26 protein-coding genes and 1 other RNA gene are annotated in these 26,176 nt (G+C 57.3%); 9 read left to right on the forward strand and 18 right to left on the reverse strand.

The genetic code is table 11. The features are described from left to right. Nucleotides 1-12: 12 nt before the first annotated feature. A complete protein-coding gene (locus tag CPH65_RS10440; protein WP_096176350.1) occupies nucleotides 13-420 on the reverse strand; it encodes an HIT family protein in 408 nt (135 codons plus the stop codon). 88 nt (nucleotides 421-508) lie between these two features. Between CPH65_RS10440 and ffs the strand changes: the two genes are divergently transcribed. The 5 genes from ffs (at nucleotide 509) to recR (ending at nucleotide 4,542) form a co-directional block, all read left to right on the forward strand. Continuing rightward, nucleotides 509-606: signal recognition particle sRNA small type (ffs, locus tag CPH65_RS10445), an RNA gene on the forward strand. 178 nt (nucleotides 607-784) lie between these two features. Beyond that, on the forward strand, nucleotides 785-2,764 hold the full coding sequence (locus CPH65_RS10450; RefSeq protein WP_096176351.1) for a DNA polymerase III subunit gamma/tau: 1,980 nt from the start codon (nucleotides 785-787) through the stop codon (nucleotides 2,762-2,764). A 117-nt stretch (nucleotides 2,765-2,881) separates the two neighbouring features. Next, a complete protein-coding gene (locus CPH65_RS10455; RefSeq protein ID WP_096173416.1) occupies nucleotides 2,882-3,205 on the forward strand; it encodes a YbaB/EbfC family nucleoid-associated protein in 324 nt (107 codons plus the stop codon). A gap of 31 nt (nucleotides 3,206-3,236) precedes the next feature. Then, nucleotides 3,237-3,854 (forward strand): LysE family translocator, encoded by a 618-nt coding sequence (locus tag CPH65_RS10460; protein ID WP_096173417.1) that lies wholly within the window; start codon nucleotides 3,237-3,239, stop codon nucleotides 3,852-3,854. 43 nt (nucleotides 3,855-3,897) lie between these two features. Next, nucleotides 3,898-4,542 carry a recombination mediator RecR gene (gene recR / locus CPH65_RS10465; protein ID WP_096173418.1) on the forward strand — a complete coding sequence of 215 codons (645 nt, stop codon included), beginning with the start codon at nucleotides 3,898-3,900 and terminating at the stop codon, nucleotides 4,540-4,542. Between the two features lie 30 nt (nucleotides 4,543-4,572). On the opposite strand, the gene CPH65_RS10470 is transcribed toward recR, so the two are convergent. Together CPH65_RS10470 and CPH65_RS10475 are read right to left on the reverse strand one after the other, a co-directional pair. Beyond that, nucleotides 4,573-5,286 carry a DUF1868 domain-containing protein gene (locus tag CPH65_RS10470; protein ID WP_096173419.1) on the reverse strand — a complete coding sequence of 238 codons (714 nt, stop codon included), beginning with the start codon at nucleotides 5,284-5,286 and terminating at the stop codon, nucleotides 4,573-4,575. Between the two features lie 93 nt (nucleotides 5,287-5,379). After that, the gene (locus CPH65_RS10475; protein ID WP_096173420.1) at nucleotides 5,380-6,708 is read right to left on the reverse strand and encodes a DNA recombination protein RmuC; all 1,329 of its coding nucleotides are present in this window, start codon (nucleotides 6,706-6,708) and stop codon (nucleotides 5,380-5,382) included. A gap of 153 nt (nucleotides 6,709-6,861) precedes the next feature. Here CPH65_RS10475 and def point away from each other — a divergent pair, with 153 nt between their 5' ends. The 3 genes from def (at nucleotide 6,862) to truA (ending at nucleotide 9,204) form a co-directional block, all read left to right on the forward strand. Then, entirely contained in the window at nucleotides 6,862-7,389 is a 528-nt protein-coding gene (gene def / locus CPH65_RS10480) for a peptide deformylase (protein WP_096173421.1), read from the forward strand. A gap of 78 nt (nucleotides 7,390-7,467) precedes the next feature. Next, complete coding sequence (gene fmt / locus CPH65_RS10485) at nucleotides 7,468-8,397, forward strand: methionyl-tRNA formyltransferase (protein ID WP_197704006.1); 930 nt, start codon at nucleotides 7,468-7,470, stop codon at nucleotides 8,395-8,397. Between the two features lie 12 nt (nucleotides 8,398-8,409). Further along, nucleotides 8,410-9,204, forward strand: coding sequence for a tRNA pseudouridine(38-40) synthase TruA (gene truA, locus CPH65_RS10490; protein WP_096173422.1), 795 nt, complete (start codon nucleotides 8,410-8,412; stop codon nucleotides 9,202-9,204). Between the two features lie 47 nt (nucleotides 9,205-9,251). Here truA and CPH65_RS10495 read toward each other — a convergent pair whose 3' ends face one another. The 7 genes from CPH65_RS10495 to CPH65_RS10525 all read right to left on the reverse strand — a co-directional run bounded on the left by CPH65_RS10495 (nucleotide 9,252) and on the right by CPH65_RS10525 (nucleotide 15,606). Beyond that, nucleotides 9,252-9,824 (reverse strand): hypothetical protein, encoded by a 573-nt coding sequence (locus CPH65_RS10495; protein ID WP_096173423.1) that lies wholly within the window; start codon nucleotides 9,822-9,824, stop codon nucleotides 9,252-9,254. A gap of 101 nt (nucleotides 9,825-9,925) precedes the next feature. Next, complete coding sequence (dapE, locus tag CPH65_RS10500) at nucleotides 9,926-11,101, reverse strand: succinyl-diaminopimelate desuccinylase (RefSeq protein WP_096173424.1); 1,176 nt, start codon at nucleotides 11,099-11,101, stop codon at nucleotides 9,926-9,928. Nucleotides 11,102-11,477: 376 nt separating this feature from the next. Continuing rightward, nucleotides 11,478-11,975 (reverse strand): DUF805 domain-containing protein, encoded by a 498-nt coding sequence (locus CPH65_RS10505; protein WP_157747613.1) that lies wholly within the window; start codon nucleotides 11,973-11,975, stop codon nucleotides 11,478-11,480. A 145-nt stretch (nucleotides 11,976-12,120) separates the two neighbouring features. Beyond that, the gene (locus CPH65_RS10510; protein WP_096173426.1) at nucleotides 12,121-12,558 is read right to left on the reverse strand and encodes a carboxymuconolactone decarboxylase family protein; all 438 of its coding nucleotides are present in this window, start codon (nucleotides 12,556-12,558) and stop codon (nucleotides 12,121-12,123) included. Then, nucleotides 12,503-12,931: a MerR family transcriptional regulator gene (locus CPH65_RS10515; protein ID WP_096173427.1), complete on the reverse strand. Its 429-nt coding sequence runs from the start codon at nucleotides 12,929-12,931 to the stop codon at nucleotides 12,503-12,505. Before CPH65_RS10515 ends, CPH65_RS10510 begins: the two co-directional genes overlap by 56 nt. A gap of 173 nt (nucleotides 12,932-13,104) precedes the next feature. Then, entirely contained in the window at nucleotides 13,105-13,959 is an 855-nt protein-coding gene (gene dapD, locus CPH65_RS10520; protein WP_096176353.1) for a 2,3,4,5-tetrahydropyridine-2,6-dicarboxylate N-succinyltransferase, read from the reverse strand. A 234-nt stretch (nucleotides 13,960-14,193) separates the two neighbouring features. Then, nucleotides 14,194-15,606 (reverse strand): methyl-accepting chemotaxis protein, encoded by a 1,413-nt coding sequence (locus tag CPH65_RS10525; protein ID WP_157747614.1) that lies wholly within the window; start codon nucleotides 15,604-15,606, stop codon nucleotides 14,194-14,196. Between the two features lie 732 nt (nucleotides 15,607-16,338). Here CPH65_RS10525 and CPH65_RS10530 point away from each other — a divergent pair. Next, a complete protein-coding gene (locus CPH65_RS10530; RefSeq protein WP_096173429.1) occupies nucleotides 16,339-17,808 on the forward strand; it encodes a L,D-transpeptidase family protein in 1,470 nt (489 codons plus the stop codon). Nucleotides 17,809-17,908: 100 nt separating this feature from the next. Here the strand turns inward: CPH65_RS10530 and phoB are convergent, their stop codons facing one another. The 8 genes from phoB to CPH65_RS10565 all read right to left on the reverse strand — a co-directional run bounded on the left by phoB (nucleotide 17,909) and on the right by CPH65_RS10565 (nucleotide 26,175). Beyond that, the gene (phoB, locus tag CPH65_RS10535; RefSeq protein WP_096173430.1) at nucleotides 17,909-18,607 is read right to left on the reverse strand and encodes a phosphate regulon transcriptional regulator PhoB; all 699 of its coding nucleotides are present in this window, start codon (nucleotides 18,605-18,607) and stop codon (nucleotides 17,909-17,911) included. Then, the gene (locus CPH65_RS24840) at nucleotides 18,604-18,738 is read right to left on the reverse strand and encodes a hypothetical protein (RefSeq protein ID WP_256385214.1); all 135 of its coding nucleotides are present in this window, start codon (nucleotides 18,736-18,738) and stop codon (nucleotides 18,604-18,606) included. Before CPH65_RS24840 ends, phoB begins: the two co-directional genes overlap by 4 nt. Nucleotides 18,739-18,774: 36 nt before the next feature. Beyond that, complete coding sequence (phoU, locus tag CPH65_RS10540) at nucleotides 18,775-19,446, reverse strand: phosphate signaling complex protein PhoU (protein WP_096173431.1); 672 nt, start codon at nucleotides 19,444-19,446, stop codon at nucleotides 18,775-18,777. A gap of 95 nt (nucleotides 19,447-19,541) precedes the next feature. Further along, on the reverse strand, nucleotides 19,542-20,348 hold the full coding sequence (gene pstB, locus CPH65_RS10545) for a phosphate ABC transporter ATP-binding protein PstB (protein WP_371359441.1): 807 nt from the start codon (nucleotides 20,346-20,348) through the stop codon (nucleotides 19,542-19,544). Between the two features lie 97 nt (nucleotides 20,349-20,445). After that, the gene (gene pstA / locus CPH65_RS10550; RefSeq protein WP_096173433.1) at nucleotides 20,446-21,768 is read right to left on the reverse strand and encodes a phosphate ABC transporter permease PstA; all 1,323 of its coding nucleotides are present in this window, start codon (nucleotides 21,766-21,768) and stop codon (nucleotides 20,446-20,448) included. Further along, entirely contained in the window at nucleotides 21,768-23,315 is a 1,548-nt protein-coding gene (gene pstC, locus CPH65_RS10555) for a phosphate ABC transporter permease subunit PstC (protein WP_096176354.1), read from the reverse strand. The genes pstA and pstC overlap by 1 nt, the downstream gene beginning before the upstream one ends. A 260-nt stretch (nucleotides 23,316-23,575) precedes the next feature. Beyond that, the gene (locus tag CPH65_RS10560; RefSeq protein ID WP_096173434.1) at nucleotides 23,576-24,592 is read right to left on the reverse strand and encodes a substrate-binding domain-containing protein; all 1,017 of its coding nucleotides are present in this window, start codon (nucleotides 24,590-24,592) and stop codon (nucleotides 23,576-23,578) included. A 242-nt stretch (nucleotides 24,593-24,834) separates the two neighbouring features. Continuing rightward, nucleotides 24,835-26,175 carry an ATP-binding protein gene (locus CPH65_RS10565; protein WP_197704007.1) on the reverse strand — a complete coding sequence of 447 codons (1,341 nt, stop codon included), beginning with the start codon at nucleotides 26,173-26,175 and terminating at the stop codon, nucleotides 24,835-24,837. Nucleotide 26,176: the final 1 nt, after the last annotated feature.

The raw sequence follows: 26,176 nt of genomic DNA on the forward strand, positions 1-26,176 counted from the left end.
TTTTGCAAACCGTCAGAGCAGCGCGGCTCTGAGCGTTTCGATCATTTTCTCCGCGTCCTGGTCAGAGTAGGGGCGGGCTGGCAATTTGCCCCAGATCGGGCCGGGCCATGCGCCGTCGCCTTCATTGCGAGCGATCACATGCACATGGAGCTGACGGACCTGATTGCCCAGTTGCGCCACATTGAGTTTGTCGCAGCCAGTGGCCTGTTGCAGCGCTTGGGATACCTGCCGAATCTCGTCCATGAGCAAGTGTTGCTCGCCACGGGCCAGATCAATCAGTTCCACAAGACTGCTTCGCTGGGGCACCATCAGCAGCCAGACGAAATTGGCATCGTTCATCAGCCGCACGCTACACAGCTCAAGCTCGGCCAGTGGCAGACTGTCGCCTTCGAGTTGGGGATCAAGTGTGAATTGGGCCATTGTGTCTCTCCAAGGTTCTGCGGCTTTTTCATCACGATTGCGCTCTGCCTCTTGCATTCGCTTGCAACAAATGACATATGAACCAGTGGAAGGTTGGCAATGGACGTTCCCCTCGCCAATCGGGTCAGGTCCGGAAGGAAGCAGCCCTAACGAGTTACAGAGCGGGTCATCTGTTCAGCCTTCCACTTTCTCCACAAAATCTGTTCGATCCGGTATCCTGCAAGACGGGCGCTTGATGCACCCTTTCCGCCCGGTGCCTTGCTGTCAACAGGCAGCATCTCACTGCGACAAGAAAGGTGACGTGTCGTTGTCTCCTCTGCTATGGATGGAGCTTACGGTCACAATGGTGAACAAGGACTTCTCGATGGACGGTCAGGATCTTCAATCCCACGCAGGATATCGTGTGCTGGCGCGCAAATATCGCCCGGCAGGCTTTGAAGACATGGTCGGCCAGACGCCGATGATTCGCACCCTGACCAATGCATTCGCCACTGGCAGGATTGCTCAGGCCTACATGTTGACCGGTGTGCGCGGCGTCGGCAAGACCACAACAGCTCGCATCCTCGCCCGCGCTCTCAATTATGAAATTCCCGGTGAGATCGACGAACCGACCATTAATATGGATCGCATCGGCACCCATTGTCAGGCCATCATGGAAGGCCGCCATGTCGACATCATGGAGATGGACGCGGCGTCCCACACATCGATCAACGACATTCGCGAGATCATCGAGGCGGCCCGCTACAAACCGGTGAGCGCCCGCTACAAGGTCTATATCATCGATGAGGTGCACATGCTCTCGACTGCCGCTTTCAATGGTCTGCTGAAGACCCTTGAAGAGCCGCCCGAGCATGTGAAGTTCATTTTCGCAACGACCGAAATCCGCAAGGTCCCCGTCACGGTCCTGTCGCGCTGTCAGCGCTTTGACTTGCGCCGCATTGATGCCGCTGACATGGCAGGCTACATGCGCAAGATCTGTGACAAGGAACAGGTCGATATCGAGGACGATGCGCTGCAGATGATCGCCCGCGCAGGCGAGGGATCGGTGCGCGATTCTCTGTCCCTTCTTGATCAGGCGATTTCCCACGGCGCGGGCAAGATTACCACCGAGACAACCCGCCAGATGCTGGGGCTCGCTGACCGGGCGCGGATCATTGATCTGTTTGAGGCCGTGATGAAAGGCGATATAGCCACCGCACTTGAGGAGTTGAAAGCGCAATATGACATCGGGGCCGATCCAGCGGTCGTGCTCTCGGATCTGGCCGATTTCGTTCATCTCGTCACCCGCCTGAAGCTCACGCCCGACGCCCAGTCGGATGCAGCGGCAACCGAAGCTGAAAAGAGCCGGGGCCGCGATTTTTCCGGTCAGCTGTCTGTTCGGGTGCTATCGCGTGCCTGGCAGATGATCCTCAAGGGGCTGTCGGAGGTGCAGACATCGCCGCGACCTCTGGCGTCGGCAGAAATGGTGCTGGTCCGCCTTGCCTATGTCGCGGACCTTCCCACCCCGGACGAGGCCCTGCGCCATCTGACCAATCGCGATTATCGCCCGCCGATGCCAACGGGCGCGGGCGCCGGTCCATCAGTGCCGCCTGACGCCACCACACCGCCTCCCGATGCCCAAAGCTCTGCGGTGGCAGACCCCCATGAGACGCCTTCAAGCAACAATGGCCCGACGGCCATGCGGGCAACAAGCGGGCGCTCCACACCGGTCTCGACGCCCGATCAGGCTCCCGCTGCGACCTTGGGACAGGCTGAGCCTGTCAAAACTGAAAAGGCAGACCTTCGGCTGGTCGCCAGCAACAGCGAAGCCGACGTCGCCAAACGAAAGCCGACCGGGGATGACGCGCAACCACGCGAATCCTCGCTCAGACCAGTCATCACCCGCTTTGAACAGATCGTCGCAATCGCCAAGAAGAATCGCGATATTGCGCTGCAATTGATACTGGAATCCGCCGTACGCCCGATCAGTATGGAGCAGGGCCGACTTGTCATCGCCTATGACGGCTTTGACAGCGAAGCCTTTCAGTCGAAGCTCTCTCGCAAGCTTGGTGACTGGACCGGCGAACGCTGGATCGTCGAACTTGCAGGTGAGGGCGGCGGCGCGACGATTTCCGAACGCAAGGAAGAACGGGAACGACAGGCCCGCGAAGAGGCCGATCAGCATCCGCTCGTCGAAGCTGTGCGCGACATGTTCCCCGGCTCCAAGATTGTTGATGTTCGCTTCCATCGCGATTTCGAGGAAGAATTCCTCGAAGTGGCCGCGGAAGAGCTCAACGAACAGGAAGACGATCTCCCCATCCTGCTTGCAGATGATGATGACTTCGGGATCGATGAGGATTTGTAGCTTGAACCGGAGCAATCCGGTCTCATATACAGTCCAGTCACAATCAATAGAGTAGCACAGACTGTCCGCTTCGGCTCACACTGGCCGGAAAAGACAGGATCAACAAGGGAAGCGATCATCATGGACATGATGAAGATGATGAAGAAGGCCAAGGAAATGCAGGCCAAAATGGCCGAGATGCAGGAACAGGTGGCCGAAATGGAAGCGACCGGCGTGGCCGGTGGAGACACGGTCAAGATCACCCTGTCTGGCAAGGGTGTGATGAAGACGCTCTCCATTGATCCGTCTTTGATCAATCCCGACGATGCTGAAATCCTTGAGGATCTCATTATCGCCGCGCACAACGACGCCAAGTCCAAGGTCGAAGCTGCGATGCAGGAAAAGATGCAGGATATGGCTGGCGAACTCGGCCTGCCAGCAGGCATGAACCTGCCGTTCTAGGCATCCCGCCCGATGCAAGCGAGTTGATCCGATGACCCTGTCCTCCCTGTTGCTTTATGCCGGGACGCTGTTTCTGGTTGCCAGTGTCCCCGGCCCGAGCATCACTGCACTGGTGGCCCGCGTTCTGAGCCGCGGCTCGCGCGACGTGCTGCCTTTCGTCGTTGCCATGTGGCTGGGGGAAGCGATCTGGCTATCGCTGGCCATCGGGGGACTTTCTATCGTGGCGTCGGCCTTTGCCTCGGTCTTTGTCGTCATCAAATGGCTTGGCTGCGCCTATCTGGTTTATCTGGCCTACACGATGTGGACCACCCGCCAAGATGATGAGACCGAGCAGGGCCTTCCAAACCGCTCGTCAGGTGTCGGCATGTTTCTGGCCGGGTTTGCGGTGACCATGGGCAACCCCAAGATCATGCTCTTTTACGCAGCGCTGCTGCCGACGTTGATCGATCTGGGGTCTGTGACGGCGATTGGCTGGTTCGAGCTGCTGATCACCATGGTGATCACGTTGGCAACGGTCGATCTGGGCTGGGTTTTCTTTGCCAGCAAGGCCCGTCGCCTGTTGCACAGCCCGCGCGCGGTGCGCATTGCCAATCGGGCAGGTGCCGTTGCCATGGCAGGTGCAGCTGCGGCGATTGTCAGCAAAACCTGAAGGGTTGGTCGCCCGCTAGGGGGACCGCAGCAAGAGGTGTGGAATGGCCAATCACATGGCAGGACCTGAAATTGAAAGCCTGATTAAGTTGCTGGCACGCCTGCCGGGGCTGGGGCCGAGATCCGCGCGCCGCGCGGCTCTGCATCTGATCAAGAACAAGGAGCAGCTTCTGGTGCCGCTGTCTGCCGCCATGGCGACCGCCGTGGAGAAGGTGCAGGTCTGTGAGACCTGCGGCAACATCGACAGCAAAAGCCCTTGCACTATCTGCACCGATACCCGGCGCGATCCCACCCTGTTGGTGGTCGTCGAGGATGTCTCGGATCTCTGGGCGCTTGAACGGGCGTCCGTGCTCAATGCCGCCTATCACGTGCTGGGCGGGACCCTGTCACCGCTTGATGGCATCGGTCCGGACGATCTCAATATTGCCGGGCTTCTGGCCCGCACTGCCAGTGGAGAAATCCGCGAGATCATTCTGGCGGTGAATGCCACAGTCGAAGGGCAGACCACGGCGCACTATCTCACCGACCAACTGCAAGCTCAGGCCAAAGAGATGAAACGCTCCGATCCCGCCTTTGAACCGGTCAGAATCTCACAGCTCGCCCATGGTGTGCCGATCGGCGGAGAACTCGATTATCTCGACGAGGGCACGCTTCTGCAGGCCATGCGCAGCCGCAAGGAATTCGGCTAGCCTGAGGCTTATAGGCTGAGACTTTCGGGGTTAGGCGAGCACCTTCAGCTTCTCGAAATGGTTCATGTCCACAAAGGAGCAGAAGGCAGGCGGTTCCAGCTCGATGACCGGAGCCGCTTCCTGTAGATCTTCGAGAATTTCCAGAAGGCCCTTGTGCCATTCCAGCATGGCTTCGTCTCTGAAGCGATCCATCTCATAGGCGAAGGTGATGTGGAACCTATAGCTGTCGTGATCCGGGTGCCGATAGCCGAAAATGTCAGCCAGTCGATCCCGCCAGACTTTCATTATTCTGCGGTCTGCATCCGTCAGCCCTTGAACCGTCAACCCGTTGGGCGTTGCGCCAATGACCTCGACCTTGAAGGGTCCCGGTGCGTCAAAGTCCTCAAGTTGCTTGAGATAATGCTCGGTCATCGCTTCGATGGGCGTATCAAGCGCCATATCTGCCGGCCAGTAGGGCCGCTTGCGGCGATATTCGATGATGCCCTGAAACAGGGTCATATGCAGGCTCGATTCCGCAGTATAGGCCAGCTTTTCCGATTCTGGCAGGGATTGCATGCGGGTGCGCGCATCAATCACCGCCTGCACCGCCATCGACCCATCGACCAGATGGCAGACGATGGTGTTGCCCGGTTCCTCAAGGAAACTGCCATCCCTGCTGTAGCGGGTACCCAGATGGCGCAAGGGCGTGGAATTGAGTGACTTCGAAAAGCCATGCAAATGCTGCGGAAGTGTCTGAAGCGTCATAAAAACCCAGTCTCATTGATGCGGTCAATGGCAAGGTCTATCCGATCGACACAACAGTTTGATGACCTTCGGGCAGCAGTGATCAAAAGAGCCTTACGTCTCGCCGTCAAACAGCGAGGCCATGCGGCGGCTGACTTCATCCTCGGGTCCGGCAATACCCACAGGGCGGGCGCGCGCCCGAGACCCTGTTTCCGGCGGCGTCTCTGGCTCTGATGGCGTGGTTTGCTCTTCGGCCTGTTTCTTTGCCAACTCTCTGGCCTGATCCTTGGCGATGGCTTCAAGCTCGGCTTCGCTGACGTCAATATCCTCGATTTTGCGACCGCGTTTGACGATCTTGCCCGTCGACGTCAGGATCTGATCGACATCTTTCTGGGTCTGGCCAAAATGGCTTTGCAGCTTGGATACCCGATCATCAAGGCGCATGACGTCTTCCATCAGCAAGGCGACCTCGCGCTGGATGATGTGGGCCTGCTCCCGCATGCGGGCATCCTTCAGAACCGATTGTACCACCTGAATGGACAGCGTCAGAAGGGACGGCGAGACGATGACCACACGCGTCCGGTGGGCAAGCTGCACGACATCGTCAAACTGCTCGTGCAGATCGGCAAAAAGGCTCTCGGAGGGCACGAACATGAAGGCGGTGTCCTGCGTTTCACCGGGAATGAAATAGCGCTCGGAAATGTCCTTGATGTGTTTCTTCACATCATTGCGGAAGCGCGTCCGTGCCGCCTTGTCCTCGTCCGGATTATGAGCCTCCTTGACCGCGGTCCAGCCTTCGAGCGGAAACTTTGCATCGATCACCAGCACCGCATTGTCATTGGGAATATGAATGACGCAATCGGGTCGGTTTTTGTTGGAAAGGGTATATTGGAAATCAAAGGCGTGCTTGGGCAGCGCATCCTCGATGATCGCCTCCATCCGGCCCTGACCAAATGTGCCGCGCGTTTGCTTGTTGGCAAGGATCTGCTGCAACTCGACCACCCGGCCCGATAGCTCGGTGATGTTGCCTTGCGCTTTATCGATCACAGCCAGCCGCTCATGCAGCGCTCGCAGATTATCGCCCGTTGCTTTTTGGCCATCCGTCAGGCTTTTGGACACGGTCTGGGTCAAGCGATGCCCCATGCCGTCCATACGGTTGGTCAGGGATTGCGCCATCTCGGACTGGCGGGTGGAGAAAATCTCCGCCATGGTCTGCATCCGACCGGTCATCTCCGCCTGCAGGCGCGTCAATTCCTCGACTTGCGCCCTTTGCGCTCTGGCCTGTTCCTGTGCTTCATAGAGCTCCTGCTCACGCGTACCGCTTTGGCGGTTCTGCGAGATCAGAAGCCAGACCAGCAGCAATCCGAGCAGGGCAATCGCACCGATCAGGATTTCAAAGGTCGTCAGGCCATGTTGGCCGATGGTGATCACGATGTCATTCATGGCGCGACTATAGATTGATTCGGAAAAGGGGGAAACAAAATGAGAACAGGGGCTCGCACGGTCTACCGTCTCTTGTTGAGACGCCCGCTTGGTTGGCCAGATTTGTGCCGATTGTGATTGACGCTGCGACCCCGAACCCTTACATCACCTCCCATGGCACTTCTGGATATAGTTACATTGCCGGATCCCATGCTGCGCGAGCAGTCCGCTCCGGTCGAGCGCGTGGATGATGATCTGCGTCGCCTTGTCGAAAACATGTTTGAAACCATGTACAAAGCCCCGGGCATCGGTCTGGCGGGCATACAGGTTGGTGTGCCTCGTCGCATCTTCACCATGGATTGCGGCAAGGGCGATGATGACAAGAATCCGATCTGTATGATCAACCCGGAAATTCTCTGGCAATCGGACGATCTGAGCACCTATGAAGAGGGCTGTCTGTCGATCCCCGACTATTACGCTGAGGTGGAGCGACCGGCATCGGTGAAATTCCGGTTTCTGGATCAATTCGGCAAGGAGCAGGAAATGCTCTGCGAAGGGCTTGATGCCACGTGCGCCCAGCATGAATTCGACCACCTCAATGGTGCGCTCTTCATCGACTATATCTCCAGGCTGCGCCGCGACCGTGTGATCAAGAAATTCACCAAACTCGCCAAGCAGAAAGACAAGCAGGGCATTCTCTAGTCTGGCTCTAGTCTGGCTCTAGTCTGGCTCTCGTCTGGCTTTCTGCCGTCCGCACCACAATCACCGCAAGGATTAGCCATGCTCCGCGTCATCTTTATGGGCACCCCGGATTTCTCCGTTCCGACCCTGATGGAAATCGTCGGGCGGGGCCACGAGGTTGTCGCAGTCTACAGCCAGCCACCACGGCCCGCCGGACGCGGCATGGAAGAGCGCAAGTCTCCCGTCCATCAGGCGGCCGAGCGTCTTGGCCTGCCGGTTTTTACGCCGACCTCGCTCAAATCCGAAGAAGAGCAGGAAAAATTCCGCGCCCTTGAGGCCGATGTCGCCGTCGTCGTTGCCTATGGCCTCCTGCTACCCAAAGCCATTTTGGAGGCGACAGAAGAGGGCTGCCTCAATCTGCATGGCTCGTTGCTGCCGCGCTGGCGGGGCGCCGCTCCGATCCAGCGGGCCATCATGTCCGGAGATGCCGAGACCGGCGTTCAGGTCATGCGTATGGACGAAGGGCTCGACACCGGCGATGTCGCCATGTCAGAGACCATTCCCATCACCGACACAATGACCGCCGAGGATCTGCACGACCGCATGATGGTGCTTGGGGCAGATCTGATGGTCCGGGCTCTTGGGGCCCTGTCGCACGGGGGCCTTACGTCCAGACCTCAGGCCGAAGAGGGCGTGACCTACGCGAAAAAGATCGACAAGGCCGAGAGCCGCATCGACTTCTCTCAGCCGGCCAATGAGGTGCACAACAAGATCCGCGGGCTTTCGCCCTTCCCCGGCGCGTGGTGCGAAATGACCATCCGCGGCAAGGCGCAGCGGGTCAAGATCCTGCGCTCCGAGCTATCTGATGGGGCTGGTGAGGCTGGCACACTGCTCGACGGAGCCATGACGGTCGCCTGCGGAGACGGGGCCGTGCGCCTTATCGAATTGCAACGGGCTGGCAAAGGTGCCATGAAGGCCGAGGATTTCCAGCGCGGAGCAGACCTTTCGGTCGGCGACGTCATTGCATGACGAAGAGATAGAATGCCACGCTTCAAGCTTCTCATCGAATATGACGGCCGGCCCTTTTCGGGCTGGCAACGGCAGAACAATGCCCCCAGTGTCATGGGGCTGATTGAAAAGTCGCTGCTAAAGTTCACCGGTGAGGCGGTCACGGTGTTCGGTGCCGGGCGGACCGATACGGGCGTTCATGCGCTCGGTCAGGTGGCGCATTTCGATCTGGAGCGGGACTGGCACAGTCACAAGATCCGCGAAGCGCTCAATCATTTCCTCAAGGAAACGGGTGTCGCCATCCTCGACAGCTGGAAGGTCACCGAAGAATTCGACAGCCGCTTTCTCGCCTCCAAGCGCTACTACCGCTATCGCATCTGCAATCGCCGTGCGCCGCTTACCTTCGAGATCGGACGTGCCTGGCAATATAGCTATCCGATTGATATCGACCTGATGCAAAAGGGGGCGGATCAACTGATCGGCCATTTCGACTTCACCACCTTCCGCGCAACCGCCTGTCAGGCCAAGAGCCCATGGCGGACGATGGAAAGCCTCAAGGTGAGCCGGGAAGGCGAATGGGTCTATCTGCATGCCATGTCGCGCTCTTTCCTGCACAACCAGATCCGGTCCTTCGTCGGATCTCTGGTCGAGGTGGGGGCCGAGCGCAAGCCGGTCGGCTGGATCACCGAGATTCTCGATGCCCGCGATCGCCGCGCCTGTGGACCTGTCGCTCCACCCGATGGCCTCTATCTGACCCGAGTCGATTACCCTCAGGATCGGGACTATCTGATCCCAGAAGCGCCATGGGAAGGCCACCAGAAGGCCTAATCGCCAGAGATGTGGCCAGAGACGCCGCCAGATCGGTATCGCTGCCATTACATCGCGGTACTAGCCGAGTGCTGGAACAGCATGACGGTTGCGGCAACATTGGCGACCATCAGCAAGACCGCCAGCGCCAGCGCCATCGATCCGGGACACTCCAGCACGAAGCTGAACAGGCGATAGGAAATCCACAGCGCAAAGAGGATGATCCCGAGCATGATGAGCACGGCCATCCCCGGACCGCCAAGCCCCGAGGTGACAATTGCCCCGGGCACAAGGGTGAGCAACAGGACAATGACACTGAGCCAGTTGTAGCTGACAATGAGCGGGATGAAGCGATCTCTGAAGCCAAAGAACCGGCAAATCAGATAGAGCACTACTGGCCCCAGACCCCAGTCGAGCAAGGTGTTGGCGATCCAGAGGCCGAGCCCGCCTTCGCTGAATATCAGCATGTTGTCAACGTCGCCGAACAGCACCGTGTAGAGAAGATTGATCGGTTCGGTGATGACGATGGCGAGAAACGAAAGTAGGACGCCGCGCACCGTGGCATCGATCTTGTAGAGCGCTTCCTCGTCGCCGCGCACAAAGGCCCAGACGAGCTCGAGATGAAAGAGGATGTAGGCCATGAGGCTCCGTTGAAGCTGCGTTTGCGGCTGCAGTGTGCGATGGGCGATAGAAAAGCGGGGCCAGCATAGCCGACCCCGCCAGAATGGCAATCGCCAGATGCTTATCTTTGTGGTGGGAAATACTGCATCAGGAATTCATAGTAAACATCGGACAATGTCTGCAGATCTTTGAGAGCGATATGTTCGTCGATCATGTGCATGGTCTTGCCGACAAGGCCGAATTCGATCACCGGACAATAGTCCTTGATGAAACGGGCGTCCGACGTGCCGCCATCGGTCGAGTGTTCGGGCGTTCTGCCGGTCACCTTGGCCACCGCAGCACTGAAGCCCTTGATCAGTTTTTCCGACTTCGTCAGGAAGGCCTGACTGATGGCCGGCTCCATTTCGACAACAACATGGAAATCGGTTGAGGGCAGGCTCTCCTTGGCGCGCGTCAGAACGAGCTCGGCAATCATCTCCGGATCCCAAAGATCGTTGTAGCGCACATTGAAGCGGGCTGTCGCGGTCTTGGGAATGAGGTTCCAGGTCTCGTTGCCAACGTCGACCGAGATGAACTCAAGGTTGGTCGGCTGAAAATGATCGGTGCCATGATCGAGGATGGCCGAGCTCAAGTAGGAGACGATCTTGCCCAGAACAGGCACCGGATTGTGCGCCAGATGCGGATAGGCCACATGGCCCTGCTGGCCGATGACCGTCAACGTCCCGGACTGGCTGCCGCGCCGCCCGATCTTGATGGCATCGCCCATCGCATCCGGGTTGGTTGGCTCCCCGACAATGGCATCGCTGAAGCACTCGCCACGATCTGCAGCCCATTTCAGCAGCTTGATGGTGCCATTGACCGCCGGGCCTTCTTCGTCGCCGGTGATCAGAAGGGAAATCGTTCCGTTCGGCTCGCCATGCAATTCGATATATTTCAGCACCGCTGCGATGAACGCGCCGATACCGCCCTTCATGTCCGAGGTGCCGCGACCATAAAGCTGGCCATCCTTCACCTCGCCGGCAAAGGGCGGCACGGACCACTGGCTTTCATCGCCGGTGGGGACCACATCCGCATGACCGGCAAAGGTCAGGTGCGGACCCTCTCCGCCGGATATTTTGGCGAATAGATTCTCGATGTCCGGGGTGTCCTTGTCTGTGAAGACCGGACGATCCACCTGAAACCCCTCGGGGCTCAACAGGGCATCGAGATAAGCCAGCGCGCCGGCTTCCTTGGGCGTGACACTGGGGCATTGAACGAGTTTCTGGGTGATATCCAGAGCGGTCGGGGCTTTGGTCATGGCGCGGCTTGCTTTCGTCTGGGCACGGTCCGATCAGAGGGATCCGGTGTCGACGCCTGCTCAGCAGGCAGTCTGGACTGTGCCTTTGCTTCAAGGATGTCGTGCGGGTCTCATGCAGTCCTTTGCGTGAGGTGGGCACAGGTTCGATGCACAGCCTGATGCACAACGCGGCGCGGACACACGAATTGCTCCGGGTCGGGAGGGCGACATGCGGTCATGATCAGACGAGCGGGGAAGAACACGGGAAAACAGGATCATCTTTTCCGGGTTGCAACAAATAGTACGGCGTCACATTAGGCAAGGTTGGCGCCGCCTTCAATCCACTTTCCACCGCTCTTGAACGAAACGAAGCGGCATTGGTTGAAAAGTTATGCCATCAGGCCTTGCCGGGATGGCTCGAGTGCTCGGGCGTATGCTCCGCGGTCTCATCGACCGGCGCTCTGTTGGTATTTGAGACAATCCCCAGATCGATGAAATAGACCAGCCAGAAGGGCAGGATGGCTAGCAGATAAATGCCCCGTGTCTCAATGCCGACGCTGCACGAGAGGGGAAAGTGCGGCGCAAGAGCGCTGAGGGTGGCAAGGATCGGGATCGCATAGGCAAAGAAGCTGACATGGCCGCGCCCGCGGTCTCTCAGCCGTTTGATGACCACGCAATACCACATGAAGAAAAAGGTAGCAGCCATCACGCCGAGCGCACCGTAATAGACCTTGCCCAGTGTCTGGGCAGGGTCCATTTGGCAAAGGAAATTATCATGCACACGAAACAGAAAAGCCGCCCCGATTTCCAGAGGGAAGAGCAAAAGATGAGCAAACCAGAATTGCTTGCGGCCAATTTGTCCCTGGCTGTCAAACAACAAGCGTTCGATGGTCATGACATCTCCTTGGGTGGTCTGTTCGCTGGCCAGTTCGGTTTTGCCTGTCCGCGTCAAGCTCACTCTGATCGCGATGCAAACGGCGCACTATGACTTGCCGCAAGCCTTCCGCGGATAGTAGGCATTATTCCGAACCGGGCGTCAATCATTCCTCCGGCGCCATCCCTTCTTCCTGTGTCTGGGAGAAGAACTCAAGCGCGACATTCAAGCCATTGATCGCAGCAGGCAAACCGCCATAGACAGACATTTGCCAGATGATTTCAAGGATCTCCTGTTCTGAACAGCCAGCAGCGAGACTGTGCTCGATGTTGATCCTGAGCTGTGGCTCCGTCTGCCCACCAAGGGCTGTTAGGGCGGCGATTGTCGCCAACTGGCGGGTTTTCGCATCAAGTCCGGGTCTTGAATAATGTCGGCCATAGGCCCACTCGATCAGGCTTTCTGAGAAGTCGGGCACTTTCGCGTCATAGCGTTCGGAAAGCGCGGCTTCAAGATGAGGGTGATATTTTGCGCAATAGGCGCGGCCACGCTCAAGGGCGCTCGCTTGCGGGTTGGACACGGGGGATTTGCTTTGTGCTTCGGTCATTCGATGCCTCCATGATATGGGCATTTTCCATATCGAGATAGATTGCGATTTTCTTGTCGAGCACAGGCAGGGTCTCTTGCAGTCTTCTGATCTGGGTCTGTACGTCCGCTCTCTGGTCCTCCAGCATCTGGCGGCGTTCGGTAGCGGTGTGCGGACCCTCTGCTCTCAACCGCGCATAGCGGACCATGCGGGAAATTCCCATCCCGGTGGTCTTGAGATGCTTGAGAAAGGTCAACCAGTTGGTGATCTCCATGCCATATTGACGCCGCCCGCCCGCATCGCGATGCGCATCTGGCAAAAGCCCGATTTTTTCGTAGTAGCGGATGGTATGGACGGACAAACCCGTCTTGGCAGCAAGATCACCGATTTTCAAAGGACCAACTCCTGTTCGACATAAGGGAGGCTAGATGTTCGAGTGCACTCTAGGTCAAGAGCAAAAGAATGAAAATGGTCGATTATTTCAAACGGGCTGATGGCCCTTCAGAACAAAAAAATCCCGCCCGATTGGATCGGGCGGGATGAAATCAAGCTTTGTTCCGCTGCGGATCAGTCGCGCAACAGGTCGTTGATCGACGTTTTGGACCGGGTGCGCTCGTCAACGCGCTTGACGATAACGGCGCAATAAAGGCTTGGTCCCTGCGCGCCATCGGGCAGATGCTTGCCGGGCATGGTGCCGGAAACAACCACGGAGTAGGGCGGCACTTCGCCCATGAAGATTTCACCCGTGCTGCGGTCGATGATCTTGGTGGACGCACCAAGATAGACACCCATGGAGAGCACCGAGCCTTCGCGCACAATGACGCCTTCGGCCACTTCGGCACGCGCCCCGATGAAGCAGTTGTCTTCGATGATCACCGGACCGGCCTGCAGCGGCTCGAGAACGCCGCCAATGCCAGCCCCGCCAGAGATATGAACATTCTTGCCGATCTGTGCGCAGGAGCCGACCGTCGCCCATGTGTCGATCATCGTGCCATCATCAACATAGGCACCAAGGTTGACGAAGGACGGCATCAACACCACACCCTTGCCGATGAAGGCGGAGCGGCGAACGATGCAATTGGGAACGGCGCGGAACCCTGCCTGTTCAAACTCGCTCGCACCCCATCCATCGAATTTGGAAGGAACCTTGTCCCACCAGCTGGCATTGCCCGGACCACCCTTGATCACTTCCATCGCATTGAGCCGGAAGGAAAGCAACACGGCCTTTTTCAGCCATTGATTGACGATCCACTCTCCGTCGGAGTTCTTCTCGGCCACACGGGCGTCGCCATGATCCATCAGGTGCAGGGCGGCCTCGACAGCATCGCGGATTTCGCCGGTTGTGTCGGAATTGACGGTATCGCGTGCGTCAAAGCTCGCTTCAATGATGCTCTTGAGCGCAGGCAGATCGTACTGGGTCATGTCTCTCGCTTTCAGCTTGTCTGGGGTGTTCGATTGCGCATGTCTCGCGGCCTTGGCCGCTGGAACTGTGGCGCAAACCATAAGCACCCCGCCGGTGAAGTCAATCACCAAAAAAGCAGAAAAGTGCGCCTGCTGGCCCAACACCACTTGAACCGCAAAAAGGAGTGCAAAACGAAACAGGGGTGGCCGCTGGGACCGCCCCTGTATGCTGTCTGAAAGGCGTCTGGATCGTGCCTAACTGGCCAGCTTCTGTGCCGGTTGCTCGAAGGTCTGCTGTATCGCGCGTCCAGCCTGTCGGCGGTCGGACCCGGAGTATGCCGGGTCATCGACTTCGCGCCGATCCAGTGGCCCGCGACGGAGGCTGAGAATGAAGTCGGTCACCTCTTTTTGCAGGGTGGCGGCATCCCGCGACATGCGTTCAGCCGACGTGAGCACGAAGGTTGCCGCTTCGCCCGTTTGCTCCGCATCCGTCGTCACTTCGCCGATGTTTCTGGCCACTTCGGAGGTGCCCGTGTGGGCTTCCTCGATATTGCGGGCAATCTCGGTTGTTGCAGCATTCTGCTCTTCGGCTGCTGCGGCAACCGCCGAGGTGATGTCCTCGATCTCATGAATTGTGGTGGACACATTGCCAAAAGCGGCAACGGCAAGACTGGTCGCCGACTGGATCCGATGAATCTGTTCGGTAATTTCGCCAATCGCCTTGCTTGTTTGTCCTGCCAGTTCCTTGACCTCGCCAGCTACGACCGCAAAGCCTTTGCCCGCTTCGCCGGCGCGCGCGGATTCAATGGTTGCATTGAGAGCAAGAAGGTTGGTCTGTTCCGCAATCGCAGAGATCAGTTCGACCACATGCCCGATGGTTTCAGCGGCCTCTGACAGATCATTGATCTTCATTTCGCCCTCGCGCACTTCCGCAACTGCATCTGCAGCAACCTTCGCGGAACGCTCGATCTGGGATCCGATCTCAACCGAACTTGCACTCAGTTCCTCGACGGCCGCCGAGACCGTCTGAACATTGACAGAGGTTTCGTGGCTGGCTGATGCAACAATGCTGGCGCGTTCATTGGTGCTCGATGCACTCCGGGTCATGTTCGTCGCTGTCTGGTTCATCTGGGTGCCGGCTTCCGAGAGATAGCTCGCGATTGTCTTGGTGGCTTCCTCGAAATGACCGGTCTTTTCAGCAAAGTCTTCAATCCGTGTCTGAACGCGGATGATCGCGTCGTTGATCTGTTCCGAATAGGCATGGAATGCCCCGGGCATGCCGATAAGCTGGATACGGCGATAATACTTGTTGCGCGACATCGCATTGGTTGATGCCACCGCTTCCCGCATGAAGGTGTCGAAGCGGTCGGCCTGATAGTTGATGGCAACCGCAAGCAGGCCGAGCGAACCGGTTTCGAGCGCCTCATCGGCGCGTGCTTCCAGCTCACCAGAGCCCAGCGCCTGCGCCACGTTCGCAACATTATTGATTGCCCGTTCGGCTTTCAGACACAGAAGCAGTTGCACGGCCATGGCAAGGCCAGAGACAACGAACAGACCAAGTGCAGCAGTTCGAAGACCCAGAAGGTCGAGGCCAATGCCAGCGCTCAGCAGCACAAGGACGCCAATGGCCAGAAGCCGCGCACAAGAAAGAGAGGACAAACGGGTCATAGGGCGCGGCTTTCTCTTGGAAGATGGCATTCAGTCGGTTGTACCCGGCATCTCTGACTGTCGCCGAACCTGTCGCGTGTATCGGTTTTGCCGACCAGACTTTTGCTATCCGAAACGCGGCGTTCAAAGCAAGGTGGCGTAATTTTGTTGGCCATGAATGCCTCTGCGCATGAAAATAGGAAATGCAGGCAGAAAAATGAACTGCTTCACGCAGATCTTCCGCCGAAAAAATAAAAAAAAGGTTTCAATTACAGATACCTATATAAAACCGTGTAATATTAATTTGCTTCTTCAACGAAAACTTAGTTGGCGTAAAGTGAAAGTAAGAGTGCATTCGACAGCATGCCAGATGACCGTTTATGCTTGCAGAGCCTCACGCGCGACTTTGCCAAGCCCAAGAAACGGGGTCACAGGGGCCGCCGTTGCAGGTCGTTAAGAAGCGCTTCATCCATTTGAGTCACTCTAGGCTTTCGTGACGGGGTTGCTCCGGTTGGTGAGTCATCTTTCGGTGCAATGCGTAAAAACCTCGTCAAAGCGTCGGTGTTTTGCGGTGATCGACAGTTATGCGGTAAGTCGTTCGGTCGTGATGACTGGAAAGTGACCGGTCTCGGGTGCCGAAGATTTCAAATCGACTTGTCTGGAAAGTCGGAATAGATATAGTGGTGCAGTATTGTTTTATTATTTTTGGAAGCATATTGCACATTGGCGTTTGAAGCGTGAGGGGAACGTGAAATGAATAAATCGGCATACCTGTGCCTGGTAGGCGGTTTGCTTCTGGCGACGACCGGTTTGTCACAGGCCAATGAGCAGATGTTGGGAGCCTTGCCTGCATCGCCCGTGAATACTTTGGCGCTGACCCCCGAATACGAATTGCCAATCCAGATCATTATATCCCGCAAGGATCAACGCGCTCGGGTCTTCAGAGGCACCGAAGAAATCGCGACCTCGCGGGTTTCCACCGGCAAGCGCGGCCACACCACGCCGACGGGTATCTTTTCCATCCTCGAAAAACGGCGACGTCATTACTCCAATCTCTACAACAGCGCTCCGATGCCCTATATGCAGCGCCTGACGTGGTCGGGTATCGCTCTGCATCAGTCCAATTCCGTGCCCGGCTATCCGGCATCGCATGGCTGTGTTCGCCTGCCTGGCGGGTTCGCAAAACAGCTGTTTTCGATCACCGAGCGCGGCGCTCACGTGATCATCGCCAATCGTGAGGCGGTGCCCGAACCAATCGAACATGCCAACCTGTTTCAGCCTCGTGAGGTCGATGATCTCGCGGCACAAGTCACCTCTGTTGCAGCAACGCCCGAACCAATAGAAGCGCTCGGCAAGATTTCCTTGCTCAATGAGCACCCGGTGCGTGACACCACGGCGCATCAGGTCGCGCGCTATCTCAATCAGCTCGAAGCCGTGAAGCACAGTGACAAGCCCTTGCGTATCTTCATCACGCGTCAGGCTAGGGGCAATGTTGTCAAGGAAGTCCAGACCCTGCTCAATGAGCTAGGCTACGATGCGGGCGTCGTTGATGGCCTTGCTGGCAGCGCCACAATGGCAGCTCTGCGTGCCTTTATCGCAGCACAGGATGGCAGCATGGACCAGCGTTCCTATGGTGCCAAACCGCGTATCGATCAGGCCTTGCTGCAAAATCTCTACAATGCTGCAGGAAAGGGCAAGATCCCGACCGGTCATCTGTTCGTTCGGCACAATTTCAAACCATTGTTCGATGCGCCGATCCGGATCCGCGACACTAAGGCTCCGCTGGGTGCGCATCTGTTTACCGCCAACGCGGTGGCACCTGACAAGCTCAATTGGCTCGCGGTTAATCTGGATGACAAATTGTCGGACAGACAGCAGGCGCGCCTTGGCGTCAAACAGGATCCAGAGCATCCCGGCGGCGTTGATGCGGCAACTGTGCTCGATCGCGTGATCATTCCGGAGGATATCCGCGCCCAGATCAATCATCTTGTCGGCAACGGGGCGTCCTTGACCATTTCGGATCGCGGCTTCAGCCGGGAAACAACGCCTCAGGGCACTGACTTCATCGTCCTGACCAAGCCCAACAAGCGCAGCAAGGTCGCAAAAACCGTGAGCAAGGTGAAACGACAGGCAACCGTGAAACGCTCGTTCGTCGAGCCCAAGCCGACTGCCCCCAAACGTCGCACTTTGTTCTCCATGCTCCGTGCGCGCACCTCAGATTGATTGCTAGAGTCTGAAAAACATGAAAAACCCCGGTTCCTGTCAGGGGAGCCGGGGTTTTTTGTTTCTGCAATCAAGGCTGACGCATGTGCGCGCTTCGGGGCTACTCGACGGAAAACTGATCGTCAAAGCTGTAGCCGGAGCCGCGCACCGTGCGGATCGGATCCTTGGCGCGCCCCCGGTTGATGGTTTTGCGCAGACGCCCCACATGCACATCGACCGTGCGTTCGTCGACATAGACATCATGCCCCCAGACGCCATCCAGCAACTGCTCGCGGGAATAGACACGCCCCGGGTTCTGCATCAGGAATTCGAGCAAGCGATATTCGGTCGGCCCGAGATTGACCTCGCGGTTGGAGCGTTTGACACGATGCGTCTCGCGGTTGAGTTCCAGATCGCCAGCCTTGAGAATGGTAGCCACCAGATCCGGGCTTGCACGGCGCAGGATCGCGCGCACACGGGCCATCAATTCAGGCACCGAGAAGGGTTTGACCACATAGTCGTCTGCCCCGGTGGATAGCCCACGGATGCGTTCGGATTCCTCGCCGCGCGCTGTCAGCATGATAACCGGCAGCTTCAGCGTTTTGGGTTTGGCACGCAAGCGTCTGCACAACTCGATGCCGGACAGGCCCGGCAGCATCCAGTCAAGCAGCAGCAGATCGGGCAGGGTTTCCTGAAGCCGGTTTTCCGCTTCATCCCCTCTGGCAATCACTTCAACCTGATAGCCTTCTGCTTCTAGGTTGTAACGAAGAAGAAGACTGAGGGCTTCTTCATCCTCCACAATCATGACATTTGGGCTCATAGCCATTCATTCCGCATTCTAAGGATCCGGGCTGACGCGCGATTGAGGCGTTCAGCCAGCAGGATCAGGTCTTGGACGTCTGCATGGCGCATCAGGGTGAGCGCCATGTCATGTTTGGTTGAAACCGGCATTGACCGCGCCGTCAAAAGCGCGGCTTTTAAAGTCTATCAGAGAGGCCGGTCTTCCATCGCCCGCCCGGTCTTCACGTAGAAGATGGTCTCGGCGATGTTGGTGGCGTGGTCGCCGACGCGCTCCAGATGCTTTGCGGCAAACAGATAGTTCGTGCAAATCGTGATATTGCGCGGATCTTCCATCATGTAGGTCAGGAATTCGCGGAACAGCGAGTTGTAAAGCGCATCGATATCCTTGTCCTTGGCGACGATTGCCAAGGCGGCATTCTCGTCCAAAGCAGTATAGGCATCAAGCACGGCCCTGAGCTGGTCGAGGGTCAACTCGGCCATATGCTCGATCCCATGCAGGAAATGCTTGGGCTGGGGGCGTCCTTCAAGGGCCAGAGCGTTGCGGGCAATATTCTTGCCAAGGTCAGCAACGCGCTCCAGATCGATCGAGATGCGCAAGGCCGCAATGATGTGGCGCAGATCCTGCGCCATCGGCTGGCGGCGCGCAATGGTCAAAACGGCCTTCTCCTCGATCTCCTGATCGAGCTTGTTGATCGCCTGATCGCTGGCGATCGTGGTGTTGGCAACCGTCATATCAAGGCGAACAAGCGCGTTGACCGCTTCCTCAACCATGCGTTCGGCTTGACCACCCATTTCGGCGATACGACCGGTCAGCTCGCGTAGATCATCGTCATAAGACGAGACAATGTGATCGGACATTTGTTTTCTCTCCTTGTGTTCGCTTGTTTTCCGCCGACCGGGTCCGCGGGACAGCCATGTGCCGGACCGGAAAGACAGGCGAACGAAAGTGTCTGTTAGCCGAAGCGGCCTGTGATGTAGTCCTGAGTGCGCTGATCTACCGGGTTGGTGAAGATCTGATCGGTTGGACCTTCCTCCACCAGATTGCCCAGATGGAAGAACGCGGTGCGCTGTGAAACACGAGCCGCCTGCTGCATCGAGTGGGTCACGATGACGATGGTGTAGTTCTCACGCAATTCGTCGATCAATTCCTCCACTTTCGCCGTGGCGATCGGGTCAAGAGCCGAGCAGGGTTCATCCATCAGGATGACTTCAGGGCTCACCGCAATCGCGCGGGCAATGCACAGACGCTGCTGCTGGCCACCGGACAGACCCGTCCCCGGTTCATCAAGGCGATCCTTCACCTCTTCGAAAAGGCCGGCTTTCTGAAGTGACGAGACCACCACTTCTTCCATCTCGGTCTTATTCCGGCACAGGCCGTGGATGCGCGGCCCATACGCCACATTCTCGAAAATGCTTTTCGGGAACGGGTTGGGCTTCTGGAAAACCATGCCGACACGGGCGCGCAGCTCGACGACATCGACGGATGGATCGTAGATATCGAAGTCGCCCAGTCTGATATTGCCGCCGACGCGACAGATATCGATGGTGTCGTTCATGCGGTTGAGGCAGCGCAGGAAGGTGGACTTGCCGCAACCCGATGGACCGATGAGTGAGGTTACCTTGTTTTCCTCGATCAAAAGATCGACGTCGAACAGGGCCTGTTTCTGTCCATAGTGAACAGTGACTTTTTCACCGGACATCTTGATCGGATTCTTGCGAATATTGCTATCCTGCTGAACTGTGGTGTTAGTGTCCTGCATGTTCATGCTTTCTATGTCCTCTTTCAGCCTGATCCTGCCATCGAGGGGCATGGGATCAAAAGGCTAAACAACGCGTAGGGTGCACACGCCGCTGGGGTTACCAGCGACGCTCGAAGCGGCGACGCAGAAGCACCGCAGAAATATTCATGATGGCCAAGAAACCCAGAAGGATCATGATAGCCGCCGAAGTCCGCTCCACAAAGGCACGCTCCGCAGAGTTCGCCCACATGTAGATCTGGACGGGCAGGGCCGTCGCCGGATCAAACGGCGTGACCGGATAATCCTTCACGAAAGCGACCATACCGATCATCAGCAGCGGAGCCGTTTCACCAAGCGCCTGCGCCAGACCGATGATGGTCCCGGTCAGGATGCCGGGGGAGGCCAGCGGCAGCACGTGATGGAAGATCGCCTGGGTTTTGGAGGCACCAACACCAAGAGCCGCTTCCCGAATCGACGGCGGAACCGCCTTGAGTGCCGAACGTGTCGCGATGATGATGGTTGGCAGGGTCATAAGGGTCAGCACCAGACCACCGACCACCGACGCAGAGCGCGGCAGTCCGGCAAAGTTGATGAAGACCGCAAGGCCAAGAAGACCAAACACGATGGACGGCACGGCAGCAAGGTTGTTGATGTTCACCTCAATCAGGTCGGTCCAGCGGTTCTTGGGAGCGAATTCCTCAAGATAGATCGAAGCCGCCACACCAATCGGAAGCGCACAGACCAGCACGATCAGCATCATGAAGATCGAGCCGAGGGCAGCAACGCCAATCCCTGCCGTCTCTGGCCGGGACGAAGCGCCGTAAGTGAACAGGCCGGTGTTGAATTTCTTGGCCATCACACCCTTTTCCATCAGGTCATCAATGGCCGCAATCTGGGCATCGCTGATCTGGCGGCGGGCTTCGGGAACGTCGCGCGGAATCTGTCCCTTGACGAACGAGTCGACATCGCCATCAGCGATGAACCACATGTCGAGGCGCTGACCGATCAGGTCCGGGTCGGCAGCTACCATATCGCGCAATTCGACGGCGGCACCGCGGGACAACAGACCCTTGACCGCATTCAATTGGGCTTTCTGGGTCTTGTCGTTCGGGTCAAGGCCGGCGGCTTTGTAAAGAGCTGGCAAAATGACCTTGTTGTAGCGCAGCATCTGGGTCAACTCGGATCGGGACCGGTTGCCCTTGGGGTCGATGATCTGCTCATCGAGATAGACCGTTAGGTTGATCTCGGTCTGCTGAAAGGCGGTGTAACCCTTCGAGATGATCGACCAGAACAGGACCACCAGAAACAGCACGCCCAGAGAGATTGCAATAATCCCGGCTGTCCGAAAACGGGTTTCAGATGCATAACGCTTCTTCAGACCCAGATCGCGCTGGTGCGCCTTTGCAACCACATTGCTTTCATTTTGAGTGATATCAGTCATCAGTCGTACTGCTCCCGATATTTCCGCACGATGTGCAGAGCGAAGATGTTAAGACCCAGCGTGATCACGAACAAGGTGATGCCAAGAGCAAAGGCCACAAGCGTCTGCGGCGAATTGAACTCAAGGTCACCAGTCAGTTGGTTGACGATTTTCACCGTCACGGTGGTCATCGCCTCGAACGGGTTGGCTGAGAGATTGGCAGCAGCGCCAGCCCCCAACACCACGATCATCGTTTCACCAATCGCGCGGGAGGCGGCCAAAAGCACCGAGCCCACGATACCGGGCAGGGCGGCGGGCAGGATCACACGCTTGATGGTTTCCGACCGGGTTGCCCCAAGCCCGAGAGACCCGTCCCGCATGGATTGGGGAACGGCGGTGATGATATCATCAGACAGAGACGAGATGAACGGGATCAGCATGATGCCCATCACGAGACCTGCGGTCAGAACGGAACGGGCCGAGATGTCAAGGCCGATCAACGCGCCGCTATCCCTCAGGAAGGGACCGACCGTGACCATGGCAAAAAAACCATAGACGATGGTCGGGATCCCCGCGAGGATTTCGAGCAGGGGCTTGGCTATGGACCGCACCGTGCTGGTCGCATATTCAGCCATGTAGATCGCGGCGAACAAACCGATTGGCACGGCAACCATCAGGGCAACGATCGAGATATACAAAGTGCCCCAGAGCAGCGGCAGAAGGCCGAAGGTGCCACCAGCGCCGCCCTCGACACCCGCTGCGGTGAAACGCGGGTCCCATGTTGTGCCGAAGAAAAACTCGGTTGGCGGAACCACACGAAAGAAGTGAATGGCTTCAAAGAGCATCGACAGAACTATGCCGACCGTGGTCATGATGGCAATCGACGATGCCATGATCAGCGCGATCTTGATGTTTGCCTCAACCCGGTTTCGAGCCCGAAGCTTTGGATTGATGCGCATGAAGCTCAGCACAAGGCCCAGAGCGAGAAGCACGGCAATACCGATGATCAGCAAGAGATCAATGAACGACCGCGTCTCGTTGAGGCTATAGGCAGCATCAACCACTGACTTGTCGACATTCTCTGCGAGGGCAACGCCGTGCTTGGCCAGTGTCGGCCGGACAGCGACAAGGCCCGTGCGCAGTTGCACGGTTTCCTCTTCACTGAGGAGCTTAACGCCATCGGCAACGTTGATCACAACGCCCTGCATCAGATTGCGTCGCGTATCCAATTCTAAATATTCATCAAATTCAGCGCAGATATCTGGCTTTTCAGCCTTGCTATCGCCCTGAATGCGAGCGGTTGCAAGATCGCAAGCCTCGCTGTAGCCAGCACGCAATTCACTATCAATAACAGAATTATCAAGAAAAGGCTGCGCGATGAGCACAGCAATCATGAACATGGTGGCTGGAATGGCCGTCCAGATAAAAACGTAAGAACCGTAATATCCGGGTCGAGAATGAAGTGCAGCAATGTTTCCGTTCACACAGGAAACCGCGCGATTGCGTCCAAGCATCGCACCGACCAGCGCGACGATGAAAATAGCTGCCAGAAGCCATAGCGGGCTCATAGCGACCTGCCCCTTGAGCATTGCGGTATATTCGCAAGACCGAACAAATGAGGTTTTCCGAAACTACCCTGTTTTTTGATTATCCGATCCGAGAGATGATGGAACGGTTCGGGCATTGGTAAGGAAAGCCTCGTCGACGCCACCCCGTCAGATCGAACCAAATGCATGGCTTAAGACGAGGCGAAGCCAGTAGCGATATGTCGTACTGGCCCAAAAAAAGCCATGCGCGGCAATCCGCGCATGGCTATGAAGTTCAAACCTTAGAGGGTTTTGCCTTCTTCGATTGCAGCGTGGATAGCATCACGCTCAGCAGCCGGAGCAGGAACCAGACCATATTCAGCGGTCGGGGAGCCTTCGCCGGTCATGTCGTCGGACATGAAGAAGTCAACATACTCTTTGAGGCCCGGGATAACGCCCAGATGCGCTTTCTTGACATAGAAGTAAAGCGGGCGGGAAACCGGATAGGTGCCATCAGCGATAACAGCCGCGTTCGGAGCGATGCCGGACATGGTGGCAACTTTCAGCTTGTCGGTGTTGTTTTCGTAGAAAGCAAGACCGAAGACGCCGATGCCGGTTTTGTTGGAGTCGATGCGTGCAAGGGTTTCGGTGTAGTCGCCGTCGATGTCGACAGCTTTACCGTCCTTGCGAACTTTCAGGCATTCGTCTTCATCTTCGTAGAGAGCAGCAGCGCCAGAGGCTTCACAGCCAGCAGCGAGCACTTTCTCTTCGAACACTTCACGGGTGCCGTGTTTTTCGCCCGGAATGTAAGCAGAGATTTCCCAATCCGGGAAGGAAGCGTCAACATCAGACCATTTGGTGTTGGTGTTGTCGACCAGTTTGCCGTCTTTTACGATTTTCGGTGCCAGAGCGTTGAACCAGTGAATTGGTTCGAATTTGAAATCCGGGCCGTTGATGTCGGAAGCGAAGACGATACCGTCATAACCGATTTTGACTTCCATGATTTCGGTTACGCCGTTGTCGGCACAAGCCTTGATTTCTTTGTCCTTGATACCGCGCGATGCGTTGGCAACGTCGATGGTTTCCGGACCGGTGCCCTGGCAGAACTGTTTCAGGCCAGCGGAAGACCCGCCGGATTCAACGATCGGGGTTTTGAAGTCAGGGTAGTTTTCGCCGAACGCTTCAGCAACGATGGTTGCATAGGGAAGGACGGTGGAAGAACCAGCAACCTGAACCTGGTCACGTGCCTGTGCGGCGGTACCAGCGAGAATGGTGGTGGCAGCAAGAGCAGCTGCGCTAGCAAAAGATGCGAATTTCACTTGACCTCTCCATAAGTCAGTTTTTAGAGCGAACAATCCCTGTTTTCATCGGGGCGCTCACGAGATTTGCCGAACAAAGACCGTGCAAGCGCCTATGGAGGGGCTTGCAACAGCGTCGCCTGATCGGAACAGTCGCGACACTATCGCTCCCATATGATGGAGATATGACAAAAGTATTTCATTATTATGACAGTTTAAGCTGTTGTATCTTATGGGGAAATTTTTTGCCTTTTATAAAACCGTCACAAATCGTCAGAATCGGCAACCGGCAGACGCACCTCAAAGGTTGAACCCAGACCTGAGACACTGTTGACGAGCAGGCGACCGCGGTGGCGCGTGAGGATATGTTTGACAATCGCGAGCCCCAGCCCTGTGCCCTTTCGCTCACGTGACGAGGCCACATCGATGCGGTAGAAGCGTTCGGTGAGGCGCGGCAGATGTTCGGTTGGAATGCCCTGTCCGTAATCCCGGATGCTGACGGCATAATGCAGTTGCCCATCTGCCGGATCGACGATCTTCTTGCAATCGATGTCGATTTTTTCCCCATCCTGTCCGTACTTCAAGGCGTTTTCGACGAGATTCTCGAATACCTGCACCAACTCGTCCCTGTCGCCTGCGATCCAGCGGCTGTCGTCGCAAGCACACATGTTGACGGTGACATTCTGATCCCGTGCAAGCGGGGCAAGCGCGTCGGCGACATGGCTGATGATCTTCGATAGATCCACCTGCGTGTCCGGCAGCACGTGGGCTTTCATCTCGATCCGCGACAGCGAGAGTAGATCCGAGACGAGGCGCGACATGCGCTCGGCCTGATCGAGCATGATGCCGAGGAATTTCTCGGTTGCCGCGATGTCACCCTTGGCCGGCCCCTGTAGCGTTTCGATGAAGCCAATGACCGAGGCAAGCGGGGTGCGAAGCTCATGGCTGGCGTTGGCCACGAAATCAGCCCGCATCCGTTCGATATTCTTCTGCTCTGTCTGATCATGCAGCAACAACAGGATGAAGTCAGGGCGTGCCCCGCCCATCGGCTCGGCTGACAGGTGAATCGGGGTCACCCATGCCTCATAAACGCGTTCGCTGTGGCTCTTGAGCGAATATTCGACCTTCTCGATCGGGCCACCATCAAGCACATTGTCAAGCGCAGCGAGCATGTTCGGCTGCCGGATCCGGAAGGACAGCGGGTCGCCCTCTTTCACATTGCCGAAGATAGTGCCGCCCGGCGCATTGGCGAAGCGGACGATCCCGCGCCGGTCCAGAATGAAGCAGGGATCGGGCAGCGCTGCGGCCAATTTGCGCATATGGACATCCGGCACCATTGTCAGGCGGCGGGCTTGGGCCCGTGCTTTCAGCCGCGTCACCTTGCGCCGTCGTGGCAAAAAGGCCGTCGCAAACAGGATCACCGCAAAAACGACCGCCGCACGCCATGGCTCGCTGCCCGTCGAATAGGTGATCCAGGCAAGGCCGATTACGGCCACCAGAAGCACCCAGCGGGCGGCATAAAGCCGCAACAGCGGTCCAGTGTCCATGAAGGGCTCAGCATCGTAGGATTTGCCAGAGCGCGGGGTATGTTTGTCGTTTGCCATA

The organism is Cohaesibacter sp. ES.047, from assembly GCF_900215505.1.
In the GTDB taxonomy this organism is placed as follows: domain Bacteria; phylum Pseudomonadota; class Alphaproteobacteria; order Rhizobiales; family Cohaesibacteraceae; genus Cohaesibacter.

What these genes read in the sequence shown, in the direction of transcription:
- CPH65_RS10440 (WP_096176350.1), bottom strand. Translation starts at nt 420, where the DNA reads ATGGCCCAATTCACACTTGATCCCCAACTCGAAGGCGACAGTCTGCCA.
- CPH65_RS10450 (WP_096176351.1), top strand. Translation starts at nt 785, where the DNA reads ATGGACGGTCAGGATCTTCAATCCCACGCAGGATATCGTGTGCTGGCG.
- CPH65_RS10460 (WP_096173417.1), top strand. Translation starts at nt 3,237, where the DNA reads ATGACCCTGTCCTCCCTGTTGCTTTATGCCGGGACGCTGTTTCTGGTT.
- recR (WP_096173418.1), top strand. Translation starts at nt 3,898, where the DNA reads ATGGCCAATCACATGGCAGGACCTGAAATTGAAAGCCTGATTAAGTTG.
- CPH65_RS10470 (WP_096173419.1), bottom strand. Translation starts at nt 5,286, where the DNA reads ATGACGCTTCAGACACTTCCGCAGCATTTGCATGGCTTTTCGAAGTCA.
- CPH65_RS10475 (WP_096173420.1), bottom strand. Translation starts at nt 6,708, where the DNA reads ATGAATGACATCGTGATCACCATCGGCCAACATGGCCTGACGACCTTT.
- def (WP_096173421.1), top strand. Translation starts at nt 6,862, where the DNA reads ATGGCACTTCTGGATATAGTTACATTGCCGGATCCCATGCTGCGCGAG.
- fmt (WP_197704006.1), top strand. Translation starts at nt 7,468, where the DNA reads ATGCTCCGCGTCATCTTTATGGGCACCCCGGATTTCTCCGTTCCGACC.
- truA (WP_096173422.1), top strand. Translation starts at nt 8,410, where the DNA reads ATGCCACGCTTCAAGCTTCTCATCGAATATGACGGCCGGCCCTTTTCG.
- CPH65_RS10495 (WP_096173423.1), bottom strand. Translation starts at nt 9,824, where the DNA reads ATGGCCTACATCCTCTTTCATCTCGAGCTCGTCTGGGCCTTTGTGCGC.
- dapE (WP_096173424.1), bottom strand. Translation starts at nt 11,101, where the DNA reads ATGACCAAAGCCCCGACCGCTCTGGATATCACCCAGAAACTCGTTCAA.
- CPH65_RS10505 (WP_157747613.1), bottom strand. Translation starts at nt 11,975, where the DNA reads ATGACCATCGAACGCTTGTTGTTTGACAGCCAGGGACAAATTGGCCGC.
- CPH65_RS10510 (WP_096173426.1), bottom strand. Translation starts at nt 12,558, where the DNA reads ATGACCGAAGCACAAAGCAAATCCCCCGTGTCCAACCCGCAAGCGAGC.
- dapD (WP_096176353.1), bottom strand. Translation starts at nt 13,959, where the DNA reads ATGACCCAGTACGATCTGCCTGCGCTCAAGAGCATCATTGAAGCGAGC.
- CPH65_RS10525 (WP_157747614.1), bottom strand. Translation starts at nt 15,606, where the DNA reads ATGACCCGTTTGTCCTCTCTTTCTTGTGCGCGGCTTCTGGCCATTGGC.
- CPH65_RS10530 (WP_096173429.1), top strand. Translation starts at nt 16,339, where the DNA reads ATGAATAAATCGGCATACCTGTGCCTGGTAGGCGGTTTGCTTCTGGCG.
- phoB (WP_096173430.1), bottom strand. Translation starts at nt 18,607, where the DNA reads ATGAGCCCAAATGTCATGATTGTGGAGGATGAAGAAGCCCTCAGTCTT.
- CPH65_RS24840 (WP_256385214.1), bottom strand. Translation starts at nt 18,738, where the DNA reads ATGCCGGTTTCAACCAAACATGACATGGCGCTCACCCTGATGCGCCAT.
- phoU (WP_096173431.1), bottom strand. Translation starts at nt 19,446, where the DNA reads ATGTCCGATCACATTGTCTCGTCTTATGACGATGATCTACGCGAGCTG.
- pstB (WP_371359441.1), bottom strand. Translation starts at nt 20,348, where the DNA reads ATGCAGGACACTAACACCACAGTTCAGCAGGATAGCAATATTCGCAAG.
- pstA (WP_096173433.1), bottom strand. Translation starts at nt 21,768, where the DNA reads ATGACTGATATCACTCAAAATGAAAGCAATGTGGTTGCAAAGGCGCAC.
- pstC (WP_096176354.1), bottom strand. Translation starts at nt 23,315, where the DNA reads ATGAGCCCGCTATGGCTTCTGGCAGCTATTTTCATCGTCGCGCTGGTC.
- CPH65_RS10565 (WP_197704007.1), bottom strand. Translation starts at nt 26,175, where the DNA reads ATGGCAAACGACAAACATACCCCGCGCTCTGGCAAATCCTACGATGCT.